Source organism: Paenibacillus woosongensis, assembly GCF_009725165.1.
Classification (GTDB): domain Bacteria; phylum Bacillota; class Bacilli; order Paenibacillales; family Paenibacillaceae; genus Fontibacillus; species Fontibacillus woosongensis.
Genome location: NZ_WNZW01000008.1, coordinates 1 through 23,950, shown reverse-complemented (window position 1 = coordinate 23,950; position 23,950 = coordinate 1). Strand labels below are relative to the sequence as shown.

Below are 23,950 nucleotides of genomic sequence, written 5' to 3'. Positions count from 1 at the left end.
GAGATGGCGACGGGAAGGCCTGTTCAGAAGCCGGAAGTTATGGTATAATAAACAGTCGTTTGCTCTTAATGTGCTGAACGTTGAGGGACGGCTATTTTCAGGAAACTTCCATGTAAAGAGAGGTGGCTTCCCTTGTTAGATCGACTTCAATCCCTAGCTGATCGCTATGAGAAACTGAGCGAATTGCTCTGCGATCCAGATGTAGCGAATGACACGAAGAAACTAAGGGATTATTCCAAGGAACAATCGGACTTGCAGCCTGCTTACGAGGCTTATACCGAATATAAGAAAGTCATCGAAGAGCTCGAGGCGGCGAAAGCTATGCAGGCCGAGAAGCTGGACGATGAAATGCGTGAAATGGTCAAGATGGAAATTGAGGAGCTGTCCGTCCGCCAGCAGGAGCTGGAGGAGCAGATTCGCATTCTTCTTTTGCCTAAAGACCCGAACGATGACAAGAACGTTATCGTGGAAATCCGCGGTGCGGCCGGCGGGGACGAAGCGGCTTTGTTTGCGGCCGACTTGTACCGCATGTATACGCGCTTTGCTGACAACCAAGGCTGGAAAGTGGATGTCATGGACGTCAACGAGAGCGATCTCGGCGGCTTCAAAGAAATTATTTTCATGATTAACGGCCGCGGCGCATACAGCAAAATGAAATACGAGAGCGGTGCGCATCGCGTACAACGTATCCCGGCGACGGAGTCGGGCGGTCGGATTCATACTTCCACCTCGACGGTAGCGGTTATGCCGGAAGCTGAGGAAGTGGACGTCGAAATTCTCGACAAGGACATCCGCGTCGATACGTTCTGCTCTAGCGGTGCAGGCGGACAGTCCGTTAACACCACGAAATCCGCCGTGCGGGTCACGCATATCCCGACGGGTATCGTGGCGACGTGTCAGGACGGCAAATCGCAGAACTCCAATAAGGAGAAGGCGCTGCAGGTGCTTCGGGCCCGGATTTCCGATATGATGCGCCAAGAGGAAGAGGCAAAATACGCCGGTGAGCGGAAGAGCAAAGTGGGTACAGGTGACCGCAGTGAGCGGATTCGTACGTACAATTTCCCGCAGAGCCGGGTAACCGACCATCGGATCGGTCTGACTGTTCATAAGCTGGATCAGGTGATGAACGGGGATATCGAAGAGTTTGTATCCGCGCTGACCCTGGCGGAGCAAGCTGAAATGATGGATAAAGGAGAATAACGCTTTGAACAGAGACGGCGTAAGCTATACCCTATCTGACAAGCACAATATTTCGGAAGCCCGCAGAGAGGCTTCTTCTTTTTTAGCGGCGGCGGGCGTGCAGGAGCCGGAATCCAATGCCGAGCTGCTGATCCGGCATGTGCTCGGCCTGGAGGGCGCCGCTTATTTGGCGGCGCTGCGCGATCCTTTCCCGCGCGAGAGGAAGGACGCGTGGGAGGAAGTGATCCGCCGCAAAGCGGCGGGCGAGCCAGCGCAGTACATTATCGGGGAGCAGGAATTCTACGGCCTGACCTTTCAGGTCACGCCGGCTGTGCTGATTCCCCGCCCGGAGACGGAGCTGCTCGTGGAGGCGATCGTGCAGCAGGCCGATCGCCTGCCGGCCGGCAGCGCGCTGTACGCTGCCGACATCGGCACTGGCAGCGGCGCAATTGCCGCTGCCTTGAAGCACCTGCGCCCGAACTGGCGCGTGGCGGCGAGCGATATCTCGCCGGACGCGCTGGCGGTGGCGCAGGGCAATGTCCAGCGGCTCGGCCTGGACGTGGCGTTCAAGCAGGGGAACCTGCTTGAGCCGTTTGCGGGCGAGCCGCTGGACATCGTGGTGTCCAATCCGCCGTATATTCCGGCGGATGTAATCGCGGGCCTCCAGCCGGAGGTGCGCGACTACGAGCCGCGCACCGCGCTCGACGGAGGCCCGGACGGCCTGGCGCCATACCGCGAGATGATGGCGCAGCTCGCGCTGCTTCCGCAGCCGCCTCGGTTGATAGGCTTCGAGCTGGGCTTGGGGCAGGCCGCCGATGTAGCCGAGATGCTGCGGGCTGCCGGGCATTGGCAGGACATTGTGACCGTTCCGGACTTGGCCGGAATTGACCGGCATGTGCTGGGTGTCGCGGTTCGCTGATTTAGAGTGACTTCAATAGCGAGTATCTCAGCAACAGCTTCCCTGGACGAGGCGGCAGGCAATACACCCGCGCATCGTCCGGGGAATTTTTTTGTGGCGAATTGAAGGCTGGGTCTATTCTCAGAGGAGCTGTCGGCAGGCAAGGCGCCTGTCTTCGGAGAATCTTTTTCTGGGGCTGCCAGATAGACTTTAACCTGACTTTTACTTACAATAAATGTAGTGGCGATTTTTGCACATTCATCGTTTGGAGCAGGAGGACAGCAAATGCTTAACAAGCTTAAAAAAATTGACTTCACGATTGTATTTATTTTGCTTATCCTCATGGGGATCAGTATCGCGGTCCTTTACAGCGCAACCTCGGGCACGAAGTACAGCGGGTATCACCTGCAAATGCTGAAATATTACATTTTGGGTTTTGCCGTGTTTTTTCTGGTGTCCATGCTTGATTTCCGCCTGCTGATCAAAAATGCGATATATATTTATTTGTTTGGACTATGTCTGCTCGTCGTGGTCATGTTCATTGGGAACACATATCATAACGCGACGGGCTGGATGACGCTGCCGGGCGGAATCAGCTTTCAGCCGGCGGAATTTTTTAAGCTGATCCTCGTTATTTTTCTAGGATTCCTGCTGGTTCGCAAGCGGAAATCTGGACTATTGTTCTGGCGGGATGTCGTGCCGGTATGCTTGTTAACCTTCATCCCCTTTGTCGCGGTGATGGCTCAGAATGACTTGGGGAATGCGCTGAGTTATCTCGTGATTTTGGCGGGGATGCTCTGGATTGGAAATATCAAATACACGCATGCATTGATTGCCTTGGCGATTTTTGGCGGATCCGTTCTGGGTGGGATCAGTGCATACAAAATATATTATGAGCAGGTATATGCTTTCTTCGAAAATATCGGACGGGAGCACTGGATCGAACGGATTGACCCTTGGCTAATGCCGGAAATGGCCACGGACAAGGCGATCTATCATACGAAAAATGCCAAGCTGGCTATCGCCACCGGCGGAATGACGGGCGAAGGCTTCATGCAGGGCGCCAACGTTCAGGCTGATCTAGTGCCGCTCACGTATTCCGATTCGATCTTTGTCGTCATAGCCGAGGAATTCGGCTTTATTGGCTGCTCAGTATTGCTGCTGCTGTATTTTGTCCTGATTCATAGGCTGATTCTAATATCGCTGGATTGCCGGGACCGTTCCGGACCGCTGCTGATCGTCGGCATCGTGGCGATGCTGCTGTACCAGATTTTCGAGAACATCGGGATGTTCATTGGCCTGATGCCGCTGACGGGAATTACTTTGCCCTTTATCAGTTACGGGGGGACGTCATTGATGATTAATATGGCCAGCATCGGGGTAGCGATGAGTATTATGATTCACGGCAAGGAGGCGGAGGAGGATCACCCCTTGACCACTTCGCGGTACGCTTCAATCAGGTCTCAGTAATTTGCCGCGGCCATAGATTAGTAGAATTAGAGCTTAATCTAGCAGATGGATAGGTTTACGTTTCTCTTAAACGGACATACTGATAGACATCAGTAGTTTCGTAGAGGGGGAAACGGCAATGAGACGGCAGTTCCGCAGTATCGCACTTATTTTTTGCAGCTTAATGATTTTGTTCATGTCTTGGGAAGGACAAAAAAACGATGCCGCTGCTCTCGGCAGCTCCATACCGGAGGAATCAATCCGGCTGAGGATCCTTGCTAATTCGGATCGGCCGGGAGATCAGGCGGTCAAACGGCAGGTTCGCGACGCGATCGTTGAGCAGATGAATGGATGGGTTCAGCAGCTGGAAGCTCCCGTCAGCCTTGCGGAGGCTCGGCGGGTCATACAGAGCAACCTCGATTTAGTAGAAGACACGGTAAAGCGGACGCTTGAAAAAAGCGGTAAAGCCTATGCTTATAAAGTGGAGCTGGGGGTTGTCCCCTTTCCGACGAAAATGTACGGCGGAGCCGTTTATCCGGCAGGGGATTATGAAGCGCTGCGCGTGACATTGGGGAAGGGCGAGGGCAAAAATTGGTGGTGCGTGCTGTTTCCGCCGCTTTGCTTCATCGACGCTGGGAGCGGGGAGGCGCTGGCGAAAGGCAGGAGCGAGGCTGAGGCTGATCTTCCAACTAAGGCCCCGGCATCGGGGAGCGCAGTTGCGGCAGGCGCCGCCGATCTAGCTAACGCTCCAGGTTCGGGCGATATGGACGAAGCAGGGCAGACGCATGTGCCGGTGCAGCAGGAGAAGGCGGAGGTTCGTTTTTTCCTGTGGGATATGCTGTCGGGACTGTGGGATTGGATTGTGGGCTTGTTTAAATAAGCGATTGAAAAGAAGGCTTGTCATGCCAAGCGTATAACCGGGCGGATAGGGTTATGGAGGCGGACAAGCTTTTTGCGCTGGGCGGGTTGGGTTATAATAATTACAACTATAGATGAAAGTTAGAGTGGATACGCCATGAACGATAAGGATCAGGTCAAGGAATCGATGGAGGAAAGCGGAATAATGGAGCTGCGAGGCGAAGGTTCTACGCGTGACAAGCGGTCTGGGGAACGGGAGCTGGAGCCAGGGATTCGGCCGCAGGGTACGAATGCAGCCGGTGGAGAGCGGACGCAATGGTGGGACGCCAAAGGATCGGACGGTGAAAAAGCGATCGCGGAGGCAGCAGCGGTGCTGGCGGCAGGAGGAACGGTGGCCTTTCCGACCGAGACGGTGTACGGCCTCGGCGCGGATGCCCGGAGCACGGCAGCGGTGGAGTTGATTTTTGCCGCCAAAGGGCGGCCATCTGACAACCCGCTGATCGTGCATATCGCCGACGTGAAGCAGCTGGACGGTCTCGTTACCGAGGTGAACGAGACGGCGCGCGCGCTCATGGAGGCTTACTGGCCGGGGCCGCTGACGCTGGTGCTGCCAGCGGCTCCCGGCGCCGTCTCGCCGCGCGTGACGGCGGGACTGCCCACCGTGGCCGTGCGTATGCCGGCCCACGATGTGGCGCTGCGGCTGATTGCCGCAGCGGGGTGCCCGGTGGCGGCGCCCAGCGCCAACCGGTCGGGGCGGCCGAGCCCCACGCTGGCGCAGCATGTGGGCGAGGATCTGGCCGGCGTGATCGACGGCATCGTCGACGGCGGGCCCACGGGGGTGGGCGTGGAGTCGACGGTGGTGGAGGCCGGCGCTGACGGCACCGTCACCGTGCTCCGCCCCGGCGGGATCACGGCCGAGCAGCTCGCCCGCGTCGCCCCGGGCGGCGTGACCCTGGACCCCGCCCTGCGGGAGGCGGGCGGGGCCCAGGACATCCCGGCACCGAAGTCGCCGGGAATGAAGTACACGCACTATGCGCCGCGCGGAACGCTGCGCATCGTGCGAGGGGCCGCCGCTGAAGCTGTGGCGGCCCGGATTGCCGCCGAGCTCGAGGCGGCCGCGCGGCGCGGGGAAGTGACGGGTGTGCTCGCGTTCGACGAGCACCTCCCTTACTTCCGCGCCGACTGCGTGCTCTCGCTCGGCAGCGTCCATGCGCTGGAGACGGCTGCGCACCGTCTCTACGCGGCGCTCCGCCGCTTCGACGAGCGCGGCGTCACGTACATGCTGGCCGAGGCCTGCCCCGAGGACGGCCTCGGCGCCGCCGTCATGAACCGCCTGCTTAAAGCGGCGGGGCATGACGTAATAGATGTATAAGGAATACTGACGAAAGGCGGTGAAGCCGTATGATATCTATCGGGCTTACCGGGTGGGGAGATCATGACGATCTGTATCCGCCCGGCACTCCGTCCAAGCAGAAGCTGGGATGGTACGCCCGTCATTTTCCCGTTGTGGAAGTCGACAGCTCGTTTTACGCTGTTTTGGGCAGGGATACGTATTCTCGCTGGCTGGAGATGACGCCGCCTTCGTTTACTTTTATTCTCAAGGCCTATCAAGGCATGACCGGGCACGCCCGGGGAAAGGTTCCGTTCGAGGGGCCTGGGCCCATGTTCCAGGCTTATCTGGATTCGATCGAGCCGGTCGTGGAATCTGGACGTCTTCGTGCGGTGATGTTCCAGTTCCCGCCTTGGTTCGACTGCAATCCCGATCATGTCCGGCAGCTGCGGGCGGTCAGAAAATGGATGGGGCAGCTGCCGTTAGCGCTTGAGTTCAGGCACCAGAGCTGGTTTGCCGAGGGAATGCGCGAGCGAACGCTGGACTTTATGCGTGAGGAAGGCTGGATTCATATCGTCTGCGACGAGCCTCAAGTGGGCCTGGGCTCGGTGCCTACGGTGCTTGAACCAACGGACGAGCGGTTGACGATCGTCCGGCTCCATGGCAGGAATACCGCCGGCTGGACGCAAAGCGGTGCGCCCAATTGGAGGGAGATCCGTTATTTGTACCGCTATAATCGAGAGGAATTGACGGAATGGCGGAATATGCTTCGCGTGCTGGAGTCGCGGGGTGCGAAGGAAATCTGCATGATTTTTAATAATAACTCCGGCGGCGATGCGGCTTCGAACGCCCGGGAGATGATGGAGATTCTCGGGATGGAGCCGGCGGAGCTGCCGCCTTCCCAGCTTGATTTATTCGGTGAGTAGCCAAGGATAGGCTGCAGGGCAACGGCCAAAAGCTTGTCATGAACCACCCTTTGTTCGCATATGGTTGTACAAAACCATCCTCGGACATGGGAGTGTGGCGTTATGGCTGTAGTATTCGAGCGGCTGGGTGAATTGTTAACGATAGCTTTAATGGCCGCAGCTTTGGGAATGGACGCCTTTTCCCTGGGAGTCGGTATAGGTATGCGCGGCGTAAGGAGCATGGAAATATTCCGGATCAGCTTGCTGGTTGCTTTGTTCCACTTTTTGATGCCGCTGCTGGGCATTGTTGCCGGGCAATATGCGGGGGAATTGCTGGGAGGGCTGTCCAAGTACGTATCCGGCAGCTTGCTTGTGCTCCTAGGGGGGCATATGATATGGAACTCATTTTTTGGCGGCAATGAGCGGCTCGTGGATACCCGTTCATTTTTTGGCGTATTGCTGTTTTCGCTAAGCGTGAGCGTGGACTCCTTTTCTGTAGGAGTATCCCTGGGCATGTTCCATAGCGACCTGCTGCTGACGGTCATTGCTTTTGCTATGTTTGGCGGGATCATGTCGATCATGGGTCTGCTGCTCGGCCGGGGTGTAGGGAGCCGGCTGGGTGAATATGGGGAGGCTGCCGGCGGCGCCATTTTGCTTGCGTTTGGACTAATTTTCATCTTTTGATACAATGTCACATAAGATACAACCAGATATTAGCTGGAGGTGAACAGGCTTGCGAATATTGTTTGTATGCACCGGCAACACTTGCCGCAGTCCGATGGCGGAAGGAATATTCCGCAAGCTGGCGCGGGAGCGGGGAATCGATGCGGAGGTTGCTTCGGCGGGCGTGGCCGCTGTGGCGGGGCTGCCGATCTCCCGGCATGCCGAAGGCGTGCTGAAGGATCAGGGAATCCATGACCAGATCACATCAACCCCGCTTCATGCCGAATTGATCGAGTGGGCCGATCTTATACTTACGCTGACTGGGGGGCATAAGCAGCAGGCGATAGCCGCTTTCCCAGAGAAGGCGGATAAAATTTATACGTTGAAGGAATATGTCGAGGATGATGAGGTTGTTCTGGCTGAGCAGGCCGAGCTTAACCAGTTGATCGCTGATCTTGAACTGAGCCGCGCGCTGGGCCAAGCTTTGGAAGAGGCTAAGGAACAGCGGATTCGCGAGCTGCTGCAGCGGATGCCGCGGTACGACATTTCTGATCCATTCGGAGGCAGTCGTGAGGATTATAACCTTACGGCCCAAGAAATCAGTGCCGCCTTGGAGAAGCTCATTGCGAAGCTCGAGAGAGAGCGTTTACGTTAATGAAAAGGCAAAAAGCGGGTTGCAATTGTGACGCGCATGTTTTATTCTTAAGTGGAATGGAAATGGATCCGATGTAACTGGCGACGATAGTGGATCAAACCACAATGGAGCATCGGAATATACGGCCGGTCGCCTGGGCAAAGAGCACGACGCATCTGCTGCGTCATGCTCTTTTTCGTCATTTCAGACAATTCGCTGCACCGCCGCCGTCACTATCCCTCTTAATTATTAGGTATAATATAGACAAGCTTGTCTATGAAGGGTGGATACGATAATGGATATAGAACGAACGGAGCAATCGCTTCGCGAGCAAGCGGCCGAGGTGTTGGAGGAACTGGTCTCCGCAGCTTCCCTCGGATCCGGGCATCTGGTTGTCATCGGAGCTAGTACAAGCGAGGTGGCGGGGCAACGGATCGGTACGGCTGGCGCAGAGAATATAGCCGCTGAATTGTATGCCGGATTTGCCGAAGTGCAGAGCAAGCATGGCTTTGAAATAGCCTTTCAATGCTGCGAGCATTTGAACCGGGCACTGGTCATGGAGCGTTCTGTGCTGGAGCGGCTGGGTTTAACTGAAGTTGCGGCTGTGCCTGTGCCGAAGGCAGGCGGTTCAATGGCAGCTGCGGCATACCGCCAGCTGAAGCAGCCCTGCCTGGCAGAGAGCGTTCAGGCTCATGGCGGCCTGGATGTCGGCGAGACGCTGATCGGCATGCATCTAAAGCGCGTAGCTGTTCCTTATCGCCCAGCGAGGCGGTATATCGGGGAGGCCAGGGTGACCGCAGCTTGGACGCGGCCGAAACTGATCGGCGGGGAACGGGCGGTCTATCAGCTGCCGGAGGTGCAGGATTCGCATCTGTGCGATTGATGTTTGGAGTGTCATCACAAATTTATTATTTTTTAATATAAGGAGGATTTTGGACAATGGATCAATTGAAAAAACAAGACCCTGCAGTACTGGAAGCGATGAATCTGGAGCTTAAGCGCCAACGGAACAACATCGAACTGATTGCTTCCGAGAACATTGTCAGCGAAGCGGTTATCGAAGCTATGGGTTCCGTGCTGACGAACAAATACGCGGAAGGATATCCAGGCAAACGCTATTATGGCGGCTGCGAACACGTGGATATCGTAGAGGACATCGCCCGTGACCGCGCCAAGGAATTGTTTGGAGCAGAGCATGCCAACGTTCAGCCTCACTCCGGTGCCCAAGCGAACCTTGCGGTATATCTGGCTGCGCTCAACCCTGGGGATACGGTTTTGGGCATGAACCTGGCTCATGGCGGACACTTGACGCACGGAAGCCCGGTTAATGCCTCTGGTCTGCTTTATAACTTTGTAGCTTACGGCGTACAAGAAGATACATTCCTTATCGATTATGATGAAGTGCGCAAAGCGGCTTTCAAACACCGCCCTCGCCTGATCGTAGCTGGAGCCAGCGCTTATCCGCGCATCATTGACTTCGAGAAACTGGCTTCCATTGCCAATGATGTCGGCGCGCTCTTTATGGTAGACATGGCTCATATCGCGGGCCTGGTTGCTGCTGGTCTTCATCCAAATCCGGTTCCTCATGCGCATTTTGTGACGACAACGACGCACAAGACGCTTCGCGGTCCGCGCGGCGGCATGATCCTCTGCCGCAAGCCTTGGGCAGCGGCGATCGATAAAGCAGTATTCCCGGGCACGCAAGGCGGTCCGCTCATGCATGTTATTGCTTCCAAAGCGGTTGCCTTGGGCGAGGCTCTGCAGCCATCGTTCAAGACCTATGCAGAGAACGTCGTCAAGAATGCGAAAGCATTGGCTGAAACGCTGGTTGGCGAAGGACTCAATCTGGTGTCCGGCGGTACGGACAACCATCTGATGCTGATCGATACCCGCAATCTGAACATCACGGGCAAGGACGCAGAGCATGTGCTTGATTCCATCGGCATTACTGTGAACAAAAATGCTATTCCATTTGATCCTACCAGCCCGTTCGTCACCAGCGGGATCCGCATCGGTACGCCTGCGGCTACCTCCCGCGGCATGGATGAAGCGGCGATGAAAACAATCGGACAAATTATTGCCAACGTTCTTAAAAACTCCAAGGACGAGTCTGTCTTGGATCAAGCCCGCAAAGAGGTTAGCGCGTTAACGGATCAATTCCCGCTGTACCCTGAGCTGCGTTACGAATAATTGAGGCTCAAGAAGCAAGCCAAAGCATGAATGACGAGTGGCGTCCCGATACCTGAAGGTAAGGGACGCCCTTTTTTTATAGAATTAAAGAGGGGCTGACTTCATAAAAGTAAGCCGGTAAATTAATTTCATTAGGCCATTAGATGCAAGGCGGAAGTCAGGTTGATACAGTTCGTAGCAATCGGAAAAAGACAGTGATATAATAAACAGGATTTGTGCATCATTTGATGTAAAGGATCGTCATTTGATGCTAGAGATTGTCATCTGATGAGAAGACTCAGCTATAAACCGGAGGGACAAATAATGGGAAAACTGGTGGTATGTGATCACCCTTTGATTCAACACAAACTGACTTTTATTCGAGACATGCAAACGAACACGAAGGATTTCCGCGAATTGGTGGATGAAGTGGCCACGCTGATGGCTTATGAGATTACGAGAGAAGTTCCGTTGGAGTCGATTACGGTGCAGACGCCTGTATGCGAGGCTGAGGCTAAAGTGATCTCCGGACGGATGCTCGGATTGATTCCTATTCTTCGCGCGGGCCTAGGCATGCTTGATGGCGTGCTGAAGCTGCTTCCTGCAGCTAAGGTAGGCCATGTGGGATTGTTCCGCGATCCGCAGACCCTGCAGCCTGTCGAATATTATGTAAAGCTGCCGACAGACGTTCAGGAGCGCGAGCTTATTGTGATCGACCCGATGCTGGCTACGGGCGGATCGGCGATCGCCGCGATCGATGTGCTGAAGAAGCGCGGCTGTACGCAAATTAAAATGATGAACCTGATTGCGGCGCCTGAAGGTGTACAAGCCGTTCAGGAAGCTCACCCTGACGTGGATATTTATGTTGCTGCGCTGGATGAACGCCTGGATGAGCATGGCTACATCGTTCCGGGATTGGGAGATGCGGGCGACCGGCTCTATGGAACAAAATAAAGTACCCGCGGACGATGCGGTATTAATTAAGGAAAGGAATAATCATGTCTAAAATTAAGGTAATGACTATTTTTGGCGTCAGGCCTGAAGCGATCAAGATGGCCCCGTTAATTCTTGAGCTGCAGAAGCATAAGGAGCATATCGAATCGGTGGTCTGCGTTACGGCACAGCATCGCGAGATGCTGGATCAGGTGCTCGAGGTGTTCAAAATCGTTCCGGACTATGACCTGGATGTCATGAAGCCGAACCAGACCCTGAATGAAATCACGATCCGGGTCCTGGGCGGCCTGGAGAGCGTTCTGCGCGAAGCGAAGCCGGATATCGTGCTTGTCCATGGGGATACCCTGACTACCTTTTTGGCCAGCTATGCGGCGTTTCTGCAGGGTATTAAAATCGGGCATGTCGAGGCTGGACTGCGCACTTGGAATAAATGGTCGCCATATCCCGAGGAGATGAACCGCCAATTAACAGGGGTTCTGGCGGATTTGCATTTTGCACCGACCGAGTGGTCAGCCAACAACTTGCGCAAGGAAAATAAGCCGGAGTCAAGTATATATATCACAGGCAACACGATAACGGATGTGTTTCAATATACAGTACAGCCTAATTACTGGAACTCAGCGCTGGACTTTGCTGCCGGCAAACGGCTGATTCTTATGACGGCTCACCGCCGGGAATCGCAAGGCGAGCCGCATATGAACATTTTCCGTGCTGTAAAGCGCATTGCTGATGAGTTCGAGGATGTGGCCATCGTCTACCCGGTGCATCCTAGCCCTCCGGTTAGAGAACCGGCACATGCCACGCTGGGAGGCCATCCGCGCATCAAGCTGATCGAGCCTCTTGACGTTGTGGATTTCCACAACATTTATCCGCATACTCATCTGATCGTAACGGATTCGGGCGGTATGCAGGAGGAGGCTCCTTCCTTTGGCGTCCCAGTGCTTGTGCTCCGCGATACGACGGAGCGCCCGGAAGGGATTGAGGCAGGGACGCTTGAACTTGTCGGTACGGATGAGGAGATGGTCTATGAACGGATCAAGGCGCTGTTGACGGACGTTTCGCTTTATGAATCCATGAGCCGGGCGGCAAATCCTTACGGGGATGGAAGAGCCTCTGAAAGAATTGTCAATGCGATATATCACCATTTCGGTGTAATTGATCATCGTCCAGAGGATTTTCACAGAAAGTTCACAAATTCGAATGATCAATAATTGTGTTTTTGAACGAGATAGCATACAGTTATACTGTACGGTTTGGAACGCTTTCGTTGACAAAAAGTAGACACATTCAGTAAAATAAGTTGGGATTGTTCGACATGAGAATTCCTGATAATAATGGCAATCTCTGGATTGCTGCCGCTTACATTAGCGGGGCGGGCTTTTTGCTGGCTATGTATATTGTTGTCGGCTTTTGGAGTGCAAGATGGCTTACGGAGCGTTTTGACGGCCCGAATTACTGGATTGCTATCGGGGCGATAGCCGGTCTCGTCCTCGGAATCGTCAACATATTTGTACTAATCAAAAAGTTTTTGGGGGCGCAGAATGGATGATTTAGGTTCCATTGTCACAGCCGTATTCCGGATTACGTTTCTGCTGCTATCCGCGTTATTATTCGGATGGGCTGTACTCCCGGAGTATAGGCCGCTTCTCGCCGGGTTTATTTTGGGATTCGCTGTCGGATTGATCTACGTCCGTTATTTATCCCTTAAAGTGCGGCAGTTGGTTCAGCTCGTTGTCAGTCAGGAGCAGCGCAGGTTTAATTTCGGTTTCGTTACTAGAATTTGTCTAGTTTTTCTTGCAGTTATGGTAGCAGTTAAGTTTGAACAAGTGTCGTTAATGGCTGTTCTTCTGGGGTTATTCATTCCGCAGCTATTAACGATCCCGGTGAGTATTGTCATCGGAATTCGCAACAAAGCTTGAACATCTTAAGCGGGGAAAGGGGTGAGTACAATAAATGCATGACGCACCGATAATTATGCTTGGAGGATTTCACCTGGATTTATCCGCCGTTATGATGCTTCTAGTAAGTATGCTCATCGTATTTGTCATATGCCGATTAGCTGTAGCGAATTTATCGGTCGAGAATCCATCCAAGATGCAGAACTTTATGGAATGGGTCGTTGAGTTCGTTCAAGGGATTGTTGGAAGCACCATGAGCTTGAAGAAGGGCAAGCCTTATATATCATTGGGATTGACCTTGATTTTATTCATATTCGTATCTAACCTTCTGGGGCTTCCGCTCGGTGTGATCACTGAGGCCCATAAGCCTGAGATGGTATTTGGGAAGGTCATTGAAGCCACGGCTACTTTGAAGGACGGGGAACATGCCCACATTTTATGGTGGAAATCTCCTACCGCTGATATTGCCGTAACGGCTGGACTTGCGCTGGTCGTATTTATTCTGATGAACTTCCTGGGTATCAAGAATAATAGGAAGCATTACTTCAAGCATTACCTTGAGCCGTTTCCAATTTTCTTGCCGCTGAACATCATCGAGAATTTGTCCAAGCCGATCGCATTGGCTATCCGTCTATTTGCGAACATCTTCGCAGGTGAGGTTCTGATTGCGGTTATCATCAAGATGGGTTACCTCGGTATTCCGTTTATGGGCATTTGGCAGGGCTTCAGTATATTCGTTGGCGCACTGCAGGCTTACATTTTCACCATTTTGACGATGGTATACATTTCACAGTACACGATTCACGAAGAAGAGCATTAGTAAACTCTAGGCAAGAGGCCGCATGGCTTCATCCTGTCAGAGATCTATTATAACTAATAATAAAAGGAACATATTAAAGGAGGATATTTAAGATGGGATTGACGTATTTGGCAGCAGCTATTGCAGTAGGTATGGGTGCACTTGGTGCAGGTATTGGTAACGGGATGATCGTAAAGAGTACAGTTGAGTCTATCGCTCGTCAACCAGAAGCAGCTAACAAGCTTCAAACGACGATGTTCATCGGTGTTGGTATCGTTGAGGTTGTTCCGCTCGCAGCAACGGTTATCGCGTTCTTGATCATGTTCTCTTAATAATAGTTTCGGTTTGGCGGGGAGGGCCTATGCCATCCACGCCTTCGTTTTAAGAACAGAAATAACATTAGAAACTATTATTAACGGAAAGGAGTGACATCCGTGACTGTCCTTTGGGAGAATATTATTATTACCATGCTTGCTTTTGGAATTCTTTATTGGCTGCTGAACAAGTTTGCTTTTGGCAAGCTGTTTGAAGTAATGGAGAAACGTCGCGAGCTGGTACTTGGACAATTAGAAGAAGCTAAGCAAACTAGAGAGCAAGCAAACGCGTATGTCGAAGAGCAGAAAGAGGCTCTTAGCCAGGCACGTCAGGAAGCTTATGAAATCATTGAACAATCGAAGCAAAGCAGCAGCAAGCAAGCCCGGGATTTGCTGGAGCAGGCGAAGCAGGATGCTACGCGCTTGAAGAACGAAGCTGTCCGCGATATCGAGAACGAGAGAAACAAAGCTGTCGAATCTCTGCGCGGCGAGATTGGTGCTTTCTCCGTCAACATTGCCTCCAAGCTGATTGAGCGTGAGGTCGAGAATAATCCTGAAGAACAAGAGAAGCTTGTGAACCAATATCTTAAAGAGGTAGGTAGCAAATCATGAGCCGTGAAGCTGTTGTAGCGGGCAGATACGCCAAAGCCCTGTATGAAATTGCTGCGCAGGAAGGGCGTACACTGGAAGTTGAACAGGAAATCAGAGCTCTCGTACATGCTTTTTATGAAGATAAGGATATCCAGAAGTTCATTTCTACTCCGAATATTTCAGAAGCGGTGAAATGGGAAGCGCTTGAAGCTGCTCTCGAGGGCAAGCTCTCTAAGCCCGTCGTCTCATTGGTAAAGCTGCTTGTGGAGCGGGGTAGAACCGGAATTTTACCAGAATTGCTGAACCGTTATATCAAAATTACCGGGGATGCATTCGGTCTTGCCACGGCTATCGTCTATACGACATACCCTCTCAGTGAAGAGGAGAAATCGGCAATTGCGGACGAGTTTGGCGCGTTGGTGAACAAGAAGATTCGTGTTCTGAACGAGATTGATAAAGACCTGCTCGGCGGAATGAAAGTCAGAATCGGCGATACGCTGTACGATGGAAGTTTGGCCAGAAAGCTTGAACGGCTTGAGAAGTCTTTTCGAAGACAAGCACTGTAGATAGGGGTGAAAAACTTGAGTATCAGACCTGAAGAAATCAGTACGCTGATTAAAAGTCAGATCGAACAATATAAATCGGAAATTGAAGTGGCCGAAGTCGGCACCGTTATTCAAGTTGGTGATGGTATCGCACGCGTCCACGGGCTTGAGAACGCCATGGCAAACGAACTACTCGAGTTTGAGAACGGCGTTTTTGGTCTTGCGCTGAACCTGGAAGAAAGCAACGTCGGGGTTGTTATTCTAGGACCATACAGCGATATTCGTGAAGGTAACCAAGTGAAACGCACCGGGCAAATTATGCAGGTACCCGTAGGGGATGCCCTGCTGGGCCGCGTTGTGAACCCGTTGGGTCAGCCGATAGACGGAAAGGGACCTGTTGCAACAACGGAGTTCCGTCCCGTTGAGAACAATGCGCCGGGCGTTATCGACCGGAAATCGGTTCATGAGCCGATGCAAACCGGGATCAAAGCGATCGACTCGATGGTTCCAATCGGCCGCGGACAGCGCGAGCTGATCATTGGTGACCGTCAAACAGGTAAAACCGCTATTGCGATCGATACGATCATTAACCAAAAAGGCAATGGTGTAAAATGCGTATACGTAGCTATCGGACAGAAGCAATCGACTGTCGTAAACGTGGTTGAGACGCTTCGTCGCCATGGAGCGCTTGATTACACGATTGTCGTTACGGCATCTGCTTCGGAGCCGTCACCGCTTCTTTATATCGCGCCATATGCGGGCGTTGCAATGGCCGAGTACTTTATGTACAAAGGCGAGCACGTACTCATTATTTATGACGACTTGTCCAAGCAAGCGGCTGCTTATCGTGAGCTGTCCCTCTTGCTTCGCCGTCCTCCGGGCCGTGAGGCATATCCGGGTGACGTCTTCTATCTGCATTCCCGCCTGTTGGAGCGTGCAGCGAAGCTAAGCGATGAACTGGGTGGCGGGTCGATTACCGCACTTCCATTTATCGAGACCCAAGCTTCTGACGTATCGGCGTATATTCCGACGAACGTTATCTCCATTACGGATGGTCAGATCTTCCTGGAGTCCGACTTGTTCTACTCCGGCCAACGTCCGGCGATCAACGTCGGTATCTCGGTATCCCGGGTAGGTGGATCCGCCCAAATCAAAGCGATGAAGAAGGTTGCTGGTACGCTTCGTCTGGATTTGGCGCAATACCGCGAGCTTCAGGCATTCTCCCAATTCGGTTCCGACCTCGATAAATCGACGCAAGCTCGTTTGACTCGTGGTTCCCGTATGATGGAAATCTTGAAACAGGGCGTAAACCAACCTCTATCCGTTGAAAAACAGGTTATTAGCTTGTATACGGCAGTCAAAGGATATCTTGATGATATTCCGGTTGGAGATGTGCGCCGTTTCGAAGCTGAATTCCTTTCTTTTGTGGACAGCCAGCATGAAGAGGTTCTTCAGTCGATCCGCGACACGAAAGATTTGACGGCAGAAAACGAGGAAAAACTGAAAGAAGTTATCGAGAAGTTCAAAAGAGGTTTTTCCGCTTCTAATTAGTACAGCTTCATGAATCGTCTGAAATTGCCGGTTTATGATTACGTATAAGAATACTGGTTTTGGCTTGCGTCAAAGCTGAATCGCGTTTTGCCTGGTCGGACAATTTCTGGAGCCAGGTGTGTGAGCACGTTCAGCTTTGGCCAAGAGCTGAAATTTGAGAATACGTTTTGTGAAGTTAAGCGTATGCTTTCGAAGTAACTTTGGCTTTTAGCCAAAGCAAGGTAATGCTTACGATGCGAGTTTTGGCTTTGCCAAAACTTTAAGGTGGTGAAATCATGGCAAAAGGGATTCGCGAGATAAAACGTCAAATCAAGAGTGTCCAGAACACCCGTCAGATTACGAAGGCGATGGAGATGGTCGCTTCGGCCAAGCTTAGAAGAGCGCAAGAGAAGGCCCAGTCTTCCCGTCCGTATGCAGAGAAACTGAAGGAAGTCGTCAGCAGTATCGCTTCCAGTACTGACGGTGTTACACATCCGATGCTCGTGACTCGCCCCGTTAAACGAACGGCCTACATTGTCATTACGGCCGATGGCGGGCTCGTTGGCGGATATAATACGAATATTCTTCGTAGAGTGATGGATGAAATCAGCCAGAAGCATAAATCCAAATCCGAATATGGTTTATTCGTGATTGGACGCAAAGGGCGGGAATTCTTCAATCGCCGGGAGCTTCCAGTGCTGAAGGATGTCGTCGAATTATCTGATTCGCCGAAGTTCGCCGATATTAAGTCTTTGGCCTACGCGGCTGTGCAGGGCTTTGAAGAAGAGCAATTTGACGAGGTCTATATTTGTTATAACAAATTCATCAATGCGATGAGCCAGTTGCCGACCGTTGATCGTCTGCTTCCTTTCGACAGTGTCGAAACGACCGGACCGACAGCGGAATACGAGTATGAGCCTTCTCCTGAAGCTGTGCTTGAAGTTTTGCTTCCAAAGTATGCTGAAACACTGATTTTCGGCGCCCTATTGGAAGGAAAGGCGAGTGAGCTTGGAGCGAAGATGACGGCAATGGGCAGCGCAACGAAGAACGCAACGGAAATGATCAACGAGCTGACCCTGACGTATAACCGTGCTCGTCAAGCGGCAATTACCCAGGAAATTACGGAAATCGTGGCAGGTGCCAACGCTCAAAGCTAGCATTTCCGTTTTCGATGATAGTTTGCGGATATGCAGGAACGCCAGGCGGTACTGTATGGCTCCCAGCCATTGTATAGAAGTGATGTTCCTCATGAACGGCTTCCGGCTGGTTAGCACCGCAAAACTTTAAGGAGGGAAACAACTATAATGAACAAAGGACGCGTTGTTAGCGTAATGGGTCCGGTTGTTGACATTGAATTCGGACGCGGACAACTCCCGGATATATTCAACGCTATTAAAATTGTGAAACAGGGTGGACAGGATGAGGACAGTGGTCTAATCCTGGAAGCATCCAATCACTTGGGCGACAACCTGGTCCGCTGTATCGCCATGTCCTCGACCGATGGTCTTGTACGTGGTGTGGAAGCAGTAGACTTGGGCGCTCCAATTTCGGTTCCAGTAGGTGAAGTGACTCTGGGCCGCGTATTTAACGTGCTTGGAGACACAATTGATAATAAAGGACAGGTAACTTCGGGCGAAAGAAATCCGATCCACCGCGATCCGCCTTCATTCGAAGAGCTCTCGACGCAATCGGAAATTCTTGAGACTGGTATTAAAGTTATCGACTTGCTTGCTCCATATGCCAAGGGCGGTAAGATTGGCCTGTTTGGTGGTGCGGGTGTTGGTAAAACCGTTACGATTCAAGAGCTGATCAATAACATCGCTCAAGAACATGGCGGTATTTCCGTATTTGCCGGTGTAGGCGAGCGGACTCGTGAGGGTAACGACTTGTACCATGAGATGACTGACTCAGGCGTTATCAGTAAAACCGCGATGGTATTCGGGCAAATGAACGAACCACCAGGCGCAAGGCTTCGCGTAGCCTTGGCCGGCCTCACGATGGCGGAATATTTCCGTGATCAAGAGGGACGTGACGTACTTCTCTTTATCGATAACATCTTCCGCTTTACTCAAGCGGGTTCGGAGGTTTCCGCCCTTCTTGGACGTATGCCTTCGGCGGTTGGTTACCAACCAACGCTTGCTACAGAGATGGGTCAGCTTCAAGAGCGCATCACATCGACGAAGAAAGGTTCCGTTACTTCCATCCAAGCGATTTATGTTCCTGCGGATGACTATACGGATCCAGCTCCTGCGACCACATTTGCTCACTTGGATGCAACAACGAACCTTGAGCGTAAAATTTCCGAGAAAGGGATTTTCCCTGCGGTTGACCCGCTGGCTTCCAGCTCCCGGATTTTGACGCCTGAAATCGTTGGCGAAGAACACTATAACGTAGCGCAAGGCGTTAAACAATTGTTGGCTCGTTATAAGGAATTGCAAGATATTATCGCGATCCTTGGTATGGATGAGTTGTCCGAGGATGACAAGCTGATCGTATCCCGTGCACGGAAGATCGAACGCTTCCTGTCGCAACCGTTCCACGTTGCCGAGCAGTTTACTGGAATCAAAGGTAAATATGTGCCGATTGCTGAAACGGTTCGCAGCTTCAAGGAAATCCTTGAAGGCAAGCACGATACCCTTCCAGAAGCAGCCTTCCTCTACGTTGGTACGATCGAAGAGGCTGTAGAAAAAGCAAAAACGTTGTAATACGCACCGTGAACTCGGATGCTTCAGAAATGAACTGTCCCACGAACAGGAGGGATGACTAGTGAGCACCTTTTTATTGGAAATTGTTACGCCGGAACAAGTGGTGTTCTCCGAGCAGGTGAATAGCCTGACCGTCCGCGGTGTCGAGGGCGAGCTTGGTATTTTGCCGCATCACGTTCCGCTGGTAACACCGCTTCAGGTTGCTCCAATTGTGGCCAAAACCGGTGGAGATTCGACCACAATTGCGGTACATGGCGGCTTTGTTGAAGTCCAGAAAGACAAAGTTATCATTCTCGCAGAAAGCGCCGAGCTTCCGGAGGAGATCGATGTCGATCGCGCGGTAGCTGCACGAGAGCGTGCTGAGCGCAGGTTGTCTGCAGGCAACAATCAGGATCGAATTGATCACCGTCGTGCAGAATTGGCTCTGCAAAGGGCGATTACCCGGATTAATGTATCCGGCAACGCGAAGATCAAAAAGCATCATTAATTGTGAATTATATAGCCAAACCGAACACTCTGGTGTTCGGTTTTTTCTTTTTCGGGAACCCGCGAGCGGGGCACTTACGATGAGCTATATTCAACCATCCGCCTGCAGCCTTCATTAAAAGAAGGTATAAATTAAGAAGGACTTGTAAAATGTAGTAATTAATAGTGGGTAATAACCGTTTCCTTGGCCCCTTTTTTGACCGACTTAAGATACAATCGGTATTGGGACATTCGCCCAATTCTGAATAATTTTAATGAAAAATGTTCTGCAGGCAGTAAATGCATTGCCATGGTCATAAGAACCTGGCAGTATAAAAAACACACTGAAACCTTGCTCCAAAGCTTAATTACAGTTTACGTATGAAAAATGTCCCAGAATATTACATGAGGTTTATGGCGGATACTGCCGCAGAAAATACGAAAATGCGGTATGGTTGACTTTAATGCATGAAATTGAATATAGTATCCAAGGCTGCAAATTCGATGTAGCGGAAACGAACAATATTTTGTAACATAGAACTATGTTGCATTGAAGCAGAAAATGTCGACGATGGAGAATGCAACAGGTTCCCTGTGACCGCTATGAGGCAATAATTCTGAGTGTGTTTTTGCGATTGCAGCAGGGTGAAACAGCTTTTAAATAAATATACAAATGGAAGCGCTCTGAGCGAAAAGAAAGACTGGATTATTATCACTCAGGCAAGTATGATATATAGGGTCTATAAATTTTTTACATTATGCTTGCCGATATATATTTATAGTGTTTTAACCCTTTCTGGGGCGGTTGCATAAGTATAGAACAAGGCGGGAGGCGCAGATATGAATCCCATGGATTCAGTGCCGACTTCGGTTGGCATGAATGGCTTGACGGCCATTTTAATATCGCTGGCTTGTATTGTCTTGTCCTGGTGGGCGCTGCAAAATCTCAAGCTGGATTTATTCATCCGGCATCCGAAGGGGCCGCAAGGCAAGCTGCTCCATCTGCTTCTGGCCATCGTGCTGGGACGGTTTGTGGCAGCCTTCATATTGGAGTACTTGGGATATACGCAGATGCTTCGCTATATGTTTTAATTCCTAAGTCTTTGGTTATAAGTGTGTTAGACTATTCGGGTTACAGGATTTTTTGGGGGTCTTGGAGCCTTTATGCGTAATCATACGCAGAGTGAACTTTGTCGAATAACATCAAAACATTGTGTCAACAATGGTGAATAAGGATTACGCCAAGGGGATCTGGTGAATGCTTGCGAATAAGACGAAACTCTTCATGATTCGTGTTATTTCTACAAGATTAGAGCCTTGTGCGCCTCAAGCTACCGATGATATGATGAAATTTAGGGAAATGAGCGGGATGCCTTTATTTTGCATCGAAAATAAGGGTGAAAATGAACGCGCGGAGGGAAACAGTGATGAGCAAATTTATCGTCCGCGGCGGCAATATTTTGTCCGGGAACGTTAAAGTTAGCGGAGCTAAAAATTCTGTGCTGCCGATCATCGCAGCATCGCTACTGGGGGAGGAAGGCGTAAGCGTAATTCGTGATGCCCCGCCGCTAGATGATGTGATGACCATTATCAAAGTCTTGGAATCGCTCGGAGCGACAGTTACATATGATCGTGAAGTAGTTACGGTCAATGCGCAAAAGATCGCGAATTGTGAAGCGCCGTACGAATGGGTACGGAAAATGCGGGCATCTTTTCTTGTTATGGGACCTTTGTTGACTCGCACGGGTTATACGCGAATTTCTCTACCTGGAGGCTGCGCGATCGGTACGAGACCCATTGATCAGCATTTGAAAGGTTTTGAAGCGATGGGTGCTGAGATCAATCTAGGACAGGGTTTTATCGAAGCCAAATCGAACGGACGCCTGCGCGGAGCGAAAATTTATCTGGATGTAGCCAGCGTTGGTGCAACGGAGAATATTATGATGGCGGCTACTCTGGCGGAAGGAACGACAGTTATCGAGAATGCGGCGAAGGAGCCGGAAATCGTAGATCTTGCCAACTACTTGAACGGAATGGGCGCGATCGTCCGCGGTGCAGGAACGGGCGTCATTCGCATCGAAGGCGTGGAGAAGCTGCGCGGCGTAGAGCATACAGTAATTCCTGATCGCATCGAAGCAGGCACCTTTATGATTGCTGCCGCCACGACAGGCGGAAACGTGTTTGTCGAGGGCGCGATTGCGGATCATCTGGGTCCCGTCATTGCCAAACTTGAGGAAATGGGCGCAAAGGTTGAAGTACACGAGAATGGTGTGCGGGTTATAGCGGATAAGCCGCTTAAGGCTGTGGACGTCAAAACGCTGCCATATCCGGGCTTCCCAACCGACATGCAGTCGCAAATGATGGCGCTATTGCTTGTGTCCGAAGGAACAAGCGTGGTAACGGAAACCGTGTTTGAGAACCGTTTCATGCACGTAGAGCAATTTGCACTGATGAATGCGGAAATCAAAGTGGAAGGACGTACTTCCATCATCACGGGCGGTGCCAAGCTGAGCGGAGCCAAAGTATGCGCTACGGATTTGCGCGCCGGGGCCGCACTCATAATTGCCGGGCTCGTCGCTGATGGTACCACGGAAGTAAGCGGCACACATCATATTGACCGCGGCTATGTTAATTTGGCCGAGAAGCTTTCGGGCCTAGGGGCAGACATCTGGCGAATCACTGTTGACGAGAAGGAATCCGCTGCCCAAAGCGAACGGGTTCCTGTCAATAAGAAGGATGAGCTCCCGATGCTTAAAGTACAACCGACCTGGGCATGATTGCGAATTAATATCATAACCTTTAGATGTGAAAAGGACTGTGTTTTTGTGCACAGTCCTTTTTTTTGTTGCGGCAGGAGAAAATGGCCGTAATTGGGTTTCGCCGGACATGGTGTAACACCATTCGTGCTGGGTGCCGCGGTCGGCGTGAAATGGATTGGATCGGTGCGAAATTGACTGAATGGACCGTTGATCCATTATTTTGCGTAAAAGCAGCAAAAACTAATGCGTACGGACTGTGGTTCCGTTATTTGGCTATATGAGCTCTTATATAGAAGGGGAAAATTAACATAAGTGCAACTGGGCCCGATAAGTACTGTAATTCAGCTTCAAAATAGAAATAGAGCGCGCTCTGTCCGTTGGCAGAGGGAAGTGGTGCTGAACTGAGTTGAATAAGATTATTGCATATCGAGCACTGCTTGAAGGGGAGCCAATATATAAGATTATGCTGGCTGATCATCATATCAAACCTGCTCGTTTCTCATATATTCGGGCTGATGACCTATCCATTCCGGTTCTAGCAGGCTTGTGAAGATCATATCTATAAGTATAGCGAACAAAAAGTATAACGAATTCAATCGCTAGGGTCGCATAACCCCTCGGCAGAGGAAGCCATGCGGCTGCAGCATGAATCGGGATGGAGGTTGCTTATTTTGAGTACGGATTCTAATCAGGAACATTTGGTCATCAATCTATCGGCTCGTAAAAATAAAAGAGATCAAAGCTGTGCGTCGATCGGGGGCAGTCTGGAAAGCAGCTGGCGGAAAAGAGCGGCCGCAGGGCAAGAACAGCCGAGAATCGCTGCAAGCCGTGATCCAGCCGTGGCAGGACGGAAGGGTCAGAAGCAGGCATCGCTGGGAACGGAGTACGGACTGTGTGTAAAAGATGATGCGCATATGGAAGCGGGGTTTGTACCGGGACAAAGCAGGGGACCGGATAAGCCGCATGTAGGATCAATATTGCACAAAGAGGTAAACAATACGCACCAAAATGTGCAAAGCAGAATACAGTCCAGCACTTCAAGCGCTGGGGCGGGCGGGTTTGTAAAGAGTGTGCAACGCAGCGTGGCGGCTGTCAGCGGGCAGCGCAGTGCGGCGAACAGTGCTGCGGAAAGCAAAGCAGGTATTGCAGTGGAAGAGCTGGACGGGCGAACTACACCGTCAAGTGGGGGCGGCTGGGCGCAGCTAAGGGTTGCGGGCAGCACGCCAGACCGCATGCGGAGCGCGCCAGCTCCGGCGCGGGGCACGCCGCAGCCGCAGCCGCGCAGCGCAGCGCGCCCGTCCGCGC

General features: G+C 51.8%; 26 protein-coding genes and 1 riboswitch. All 26 genes read left to right on the top strand.

Translation table 11 applies throughout. The annotated features are described in order from the left end of the window. The first annotated feature begins 132 nt into the window (after positions 1-132). Complete coding sequence (gene prfA, locus GNP95_RS17630) at positions 133-1,200, top strand: peptide chain release factor 1 (RefSeq protein ID WP_155612174.1); 1,068 nt, start codon at positions 133-135, stop codon at positions 1,198-1,200. A gap of 4 nt (positions 1,201-1,204) precedes the next feature. Further along, positions 1,205-2,098, top strand: coding sequence for a peptide chain release factor N(5)-glutamine methyltransferase (gene prmC, locus GNP95_RS17625; RefSeq protein WP_155612173.1), 894 nt, complete (start codon positions 1,205-1,207; stop codon positions 2,096-2,098). Between the two features lie 264 nt (positions 2,099-2,362). Then, positions 2,363-3,547, top strand: a complete 1,185-nt coding sequence (locus GNP95_RS17620; protein WP_155612172.1) for an FtsW/RodA/SpoVE family cell cycle protein — start codon at positions 2,363-2,365, stop codon at positions 3,545-3,547. A 118-nt stretch (positions 3,548-3,665) separates the two neighbouring features. Then, the gene (spoIIR, locus tag GNP95_RS17615; RefSeq protein WP_155612171.1) at positions 3,666-4,406 is read left to right on the top strand and encodes a stage II sporulation protein R; all 741 of its coding nucleotides are present in this window, start codon (positions 3,666-3,668) and stop codon (positions 4,404-4,406) included. 135 nt (positions 4,407-4,541) lie between these two features. Continuing rightward, positions 4,542-5,756 (top strand): L-threonylcarbamoyladenylate synthase, encoded by a 1,215-nt coding sequence (locus tag GNP95_RS17610; RefSeq protein ID WP_230873890.1) that lies wholly within the window; start codon positions 4,542-4,544, stop codon positions 5,754-5,756. A gap of 29 nt (positions 5,757-5,785) precedes the next feature. Continuing rightward, positions 5,786-6,640, top strand: a complete 855-nt coding sequence (locus GNP95_RS17605; RefSeq protein ID WP_155612170.1) for a DUF72 domain-containing protein — start codon at positions 5,786-5,788, stop codon at positions 6,638-6,640. A gap of 102 nt (positions 6,641-6,742) precedes the next feature. Further along, positions 6,743-7,303, top strand: a complete 561-nt coding sequence (locus GNP95_RS17600) for a manganese efflux pump MntP (RefSeq protein WP_155612169.1) — start codon at positions 6,743-6,745, stop codon at positions 7,301-7,303. Positions 7,304-7,352: 49 nt separating this feature from the next. Continuing rightward, on the top strand, positions 7,353-7,937 hold the full coding sequence (locus GNP95_RS17595) for a low molecular weight protein arginine phosphatase (protein ID WP_155612168.1): 585 nt from the start codon (positions 7,353-7,355) through the stop codon (positions 7,935-7,937). 63 nt (positions 7,938-8,000) lie between these two features. After that, positions 8,001-8,083: riboswitch (ZMP/ZTP riboswitch) on the top strand. Between the two features lie 128 nt (positions 8,084-8,211). Beyond that, positions 8,212-8,799, top strand: a complete 588-nt coding sequence (locus tag GNP95_RS17590; RefSeq protein WP_155612167.1) for a TIGR01440 family protein — start codon at positions 8,212-8,214, stop codon at positions 8,797-8,799. A 56-nt stretch (positions 8,800-8,855) separates the two neighbouring features. Next, entirely contained in the window at positions 8,856-10,106 is a 1,251-nt protein-coding gene (locus tag GNP95_RS17585; RefSeq protein WP_155612166.1) for a serine hydroxymethyltransferase, read from the top strand. Between the two features lie 303 nt (positions 10,107-10,409). After that, positions 10,410-11,039 carry a uracil phosphoribosyltransferase gene (gene upp, locus GNP95_RS17580; protein ID WP_155612165.1) on the top strand — a complete coding sequence of 210 codons (630 nt, stop codon included), beginning with the start codon at positions 10,410-10,412 and terminating at the stop codon, positions 11,037-11,039. A gap of 44 nt (positions 11,040-11,083) precedes the next feature. Continuing rightward, positions 11,084-12,250: a non-hydrolyzing UDP-N-acetylglucosamine 2-epimerase gene (gene wecB / locus GNP95_RS17575; protein ID WP_155612164.1), complete on the top strand. Its 1,167-nt coding sequence runs from the start codon at positions 11,084-11,086 to the stop codon at positions 12,248-12,250. Between the two features lie 104 nt (positions 12,251-12,354). Then, positions 12,355-12,588: an AtpZ/AtpI family protein gene (locus GNP95_RS17570; protein WP_155612163.1), complete on the top strand. Its 234-nt coding sequence runs from the start codon at positions 12,355-12,357 to the stop codon at positions 12,586-12,588. Then, a complete protein-coding gene (locus GNP95_RS17565) occupies positions 12,581-12,958 on the top strand; it encodes an ATP synthase subunit I (RefSeq protein WP_155612162.1) in 378 nt (125 codons plus the stop codon). Before GNP95_RS17570 ends, GNP95_RS17565 begins: the two co-directional genes overlap by 8 nt. A 34-nt stretch (positions 12,959-12,992) precedes the next feature. Continuing rightward, positions 12,993-13,757, top strand: a complete 765-nt coding sequence (atpB, locus tag GNP95_RS17560) for a F0F1 ATP synthase subunit A (RefSeq protein WP_155612161.1) — start codon at positions 12,993-12,995, stop codon at positions 13,755-13,757. Positions 13,758-13,855: 98 nt separating this feature from the next. Continuing rightward, entirely contained in the window at positions 13,856-14,068 is a 213-nt protein-coding gene (atpE, locus tag GNP95_RS17555) for a F0F1 ATP synthase subunit C (protein WP_379393095.1), read from the top strand. A 102-nt stretch (positions 14,069-14,170) separates the two neighbouring features. Next, positions 14,171-14,662 (top strand): F0F1 ATP synthase subunit B, encoded by a 492-nt coding sequence (gene atpF / locus GNP95_RS17550; RefSeq protein ID WP_330163487.1) that lies wholly within the window; start codon positions 14,171-14,173, stop codon positions 14,660-14,662. Further along, complete coding sequence (locus GNP95_RS17545; RefSeq protein WP_155612159.1) at positions 14,659-15,207, top strand: F0F1 ATP synthase subunit delta; 549 nt, start codon at positions 14,659-14,661, stop codon at positions 15,205-15,207. The genes atpF and GNP95_RS17545 overlap by 4 nt, the downstream gene beginning before the upstream one ends. Positions 15,208-15,222: 15 nt before the next feature. Further along, positions 15,223-16,737, top strand: a complete 1,515-nt coding sequence (gene atpA / locus GNP95_RS17540) for a F0F1 ATP synthase subunit alpha (protein ID WP_155612158.1) — start codon at positions 15,223-15,225, stop codon at positions 16,735-16,737. Positions 16,738-17,012: 275 nt separating this feature from the next. After that, the gene (gene atpG, locus GNP95_RS17535) at positions 17,013-17,873 is read left to right on the top strand and encodes an ATP synthase F1 subunit gamma (protein WP_155612157.1); all 861 of its coding nucleotides are present in this window, start codon (positions 17,013-17,015) and stop codon (positions 17,871-17,873) included. A gap of 147 nt (positions 17,874-18,020) precedes the next feature. Further along, positions 18,021-19,421 (top strand): F0F1 ATP synthase subunit beta, encoded by a 1,401-nt coding sequence (atpD, locus tag GNP95_RS17530; protein ID WP_155612156.1) that lies wholly within the window; start codon positions 18,021-18,023, stop codon positions 19,419-19,421. Positions 19,422-19,482: 61 nt separating this feature from the next. Beyond that, complete coding sequence (locus tag GNP95_RS17525; RefSeq protein ID WP_330163486.1) at positions 19,483-19,908, top strand: F0F1 ATP synthase subunit epsilon; 426 nt, start codon at positions 19,483-19,485, stop codon at positions 19,906-19,908. A gap of 818 nt (positions 19,909-20,726) precedes the next feature. Further along, positions 20,727-20,978, top strand: a complete 252-nt coding sequence (locus tag GNP95_RS17520; RefSeq protein WP_155612155.1) for a DUF1146 family protein — start codon at positions 20,727-20,729, stop codon at positions 20,976-20,978. Between the two features lie 166 nt (positions 20,979-21,144). After that, the gene (locus GNP95_RS25825) at positions 21,145-21,363 is read left to right on the top strand and encodes a hypothetical protein (protein WP_196427231.1); all 219 of its coding nucleotides are present in this window, start codon (positions 21,145-21,147) and stop codon (positions 21,361-21,363) included. Continuing rightward, positions 21,314-22,663 carry a UDP-N-acetylglucosamine 1-carboxyvinyltransferase gene (gene murA / locus GNP95_RS17515; RefSeq protein WP_155612154.1) on the top strand — a complete coding sequence of 450 codons (1,350 nt, stop codon included), beginning with the start codon at positions 21,314-21,316 and terminating at the stop codon, positions 22,661-22,663. Before GNP95_RS25825 ends, murA begins: the two co-directional genes overlap by 50 nt. 653 nt (positions 22,664-23,316) lie before the next feature. Next, positions 23,317-23,950: hypothetical protein (locus tag GNP95_RS17510; RefSeq protein ID WP_196427230.1), on the top strand; the 634-nt coding region annotated here is incomplete at its 3' end.